The organism is Emticicia sp., from assembly GCF_049241225.1.
Lineage (GTDB): Bacteria > Bacteroidota > Bacteroidia > Cytophagales > Spirosomataceae > Emticicia.
In genome coordinates this window covers 1-2,238 of record NZ_JBMLRC010000260.1, presented here as the reverse complement: position 1 = coordinate 2,238, position 2,238 = coordinate 1, and the positions used below count along the sequence as shown (strand labels likewise).

At 36.1% G+C, this 2,238-nt stretch carries 2 protein-coding genes; both read left to right on the top strand.

Annotated features, from left to right (window positions below; all coding sequences use genetic code 11):
• The first annotated feature begins 399 nt into the window (after positions 1-399).
• Positions 400-1,536: a ligand-binding sensor domain-containing protein gene (locus ACOVO2_RS14015; RefSeq protein WP_421770579.1), complete on the top strand. Its 1,137-nt coding sequence runs from the start codon at positions 400-402 to the stop codon at positions 1,534-1,536.
• A gap of 346 nt (positions 1,537-1,882) precedes the next feature.
• Positions 1,883-2,140, top strand: coding sequence for a hypothetical protein (locus tag ACOVO2_RS14010; protein ID WP_421770578.1), 258 nt, complete (start codon positions 1,883-1,885; stop codon positions 2,138-2,140).
• Positions 2,141-2,238 lie beyond the last annotated feature (98 nt).

Here is a 2,238-nt window from a genome sequence, read left to right as displayed (position 1 = left end):
AAGGTCTTTATCGATTCGACGGCACTCGTTTTTATCAAGTCAAGCAAACTGGCCCGTGGTGATAGTTTAAATTAATTGAATGTGTAAAAAAGAATGATAGATTAAAAGTCAAAGTTATTTAGTCCGTAGGACTTTTATATCGGTAGTGTAAAACAAAAAAGTATAACAAGAATGCCGTAGGTATTCAACAATTAGGCAAAGAAGTTGAATACCTACGGCATTCTAAAAATTAAACTCATTTTGGTTTCTACCAATATTTAACTCCTATGGAGTACCTTTTTACTCGTAATTCACTTATTATAAGTCACTTACAAACCCACACTAATGTTAATTCAACAAGAAAGTTAGTTTTCAGATACTATTAAGGTAAAAAAACAAGAATTATAAACAATTATAAATATGAAAATCTATTCACTACTAATTACACTATTATGGCTGCAAAGCTGTCATAGTAACGCCCAAAATCAGGTATCTCATCCAAAACTTATCATTCCGCCAGGTACGAATCAATACGCATTTATTAGAAGCAGCTTGCAAGACAAATCGGGTAATATGTGGTTTGCTACGTCGGGAGCAGGTGTGTATCGCTATGATGGAAAAGGCTTTGTAAATTTTACGACGAAAGACGGCCTCAATAGCAATATCGTTCAGTGTATCTTGGAAGATTTCAAGGGAAATATTTGGGTTGGAACAAAAGATGGTGTTTGCCGATTCGATGGAAAGAAATTTACAGATTTCGCTCTTCCATGGACTCGAACGCCAATTATGAGTCCTTTTTTCCGCCAAGCTGCTCCACAGAAAGGTTGTTTACCTCCACAAAACAAAACCGTGCTAAGTATGCTACAAGATAAAATGGGCAATATTTGGTTTGGCACACAAGAGGAAGGAGTATTTCAGTACAACGGAAAAACGATTAATCATTTTTTGCAAAACGAAGGCCCACTGGCAAGCGATGGCTTCCACCATGTAGCTATTCACAATATCTATCAAGAAAAATCAGGTGATATTTGGTTTGGGTCGTATCGCTATGATGGAAAAAGTTTCAAGAATTTCCCACAAGAAGAAAACACAACGAAGGCCTCAGATACGGTAGTGAAAAGTTTCAAAGATATGCTCGAACAAAAAAGTATGTATAGCTCGACAAATATGGTTGTGGAAGATAAAAAAGGCAACCTTTGGTTGAGTCATGCCTGCCGCTACGGAATAACTAAATATGATGGCAAAACACTTACAAATTTTACAGATAAAGATGGTTTCTGCGATAACATCATTAGAGCAATGGCTGCCGACAAAGAAGGTAATATTTGGATTGGCAGTATCAGAAAAGATGCCAAAGGAATTAAGGAGGGTTGTATAAGTATCTACGATGGTAAGAATTTTAGAGCATTTCCGACTGAGAAATTGAGTAATAGTGCCGTCGAAAGCCTTTTCGTAGATAAAGATAATAATGTTTGGATAGGAACTCGTGAGGTCGGTCTTTATCGCTACGATGGTAAAACGCTTACGGCTTTTACCGAAAAGCCTGTCAATAACTAAGCTTTGAACGGCACAACAATTATGAGAAACAAACCTCATGTAGCCTACTACGTGAGGTTATTTTTTTATAGGTCAAACGCATGAAATTTAGGAAAAGCCTAAATCGGACCGCCGACGCGGGGCTGTTATGATTTTAGATTTAGTGAATCGGTTCACTCATAAGAACCCCGAATCGGACCGCCGAAGCGGGGTTTAAAACTGTTCTTTAAAACGGTTAATTATAATCATAACATCCTTTCAGGATTCTCATGCGTTTGACCTAATTTTTTTAGGTTTATTGTCTAAATTTCAAAAAAAATCATAGATTGTATCCGAAATTCATTAGAAGCCTCATTACTAAATTTTTATGAAAACAATATATAACGAAATGACCTTGCAAGAACTGAAAAAGCAAGAAAAAACAGTTAAAACCGTACGCAGTATCTTTATCGGTTTGAGTATTCTATTGATTGCTTCCAGTATTTTTCTTATCACAAAAGAAGGTTTCAGTACAATATCGGTTGTACCCATCATTTTTCTACCGATGTATGTACTTATTCATTTTTTAAGTGCAAGAAATCTCAAGAATATTCAAGCAGCAATTATCAAAAAACAGAGCAAATAAATGAATGAAAAACGCTACAACAGACTCAAAAATCTTAGATAGTGGCCCATTTTATCACGGCACAAAAGCTGACTTACAAGTAGGCGATTTACTCACGG

Excerpts from the sequence above, each read along its gene's own strand:
- ACOVO2_RS14010 (WP_421770578.1), top strand. The coding sequence starts at position 1,883 with ATGAAAACAATATATAACGAAATGACCTTGCAAGAACTGAAAAAGCAA.
- ACOVO2_RS14015 (WP_421770579.1), top strand. The coding sequence starts at position 400 with ATGAAAATCTATTCACTACTAATTACACTATTATGGCTGCAAAGCTGT.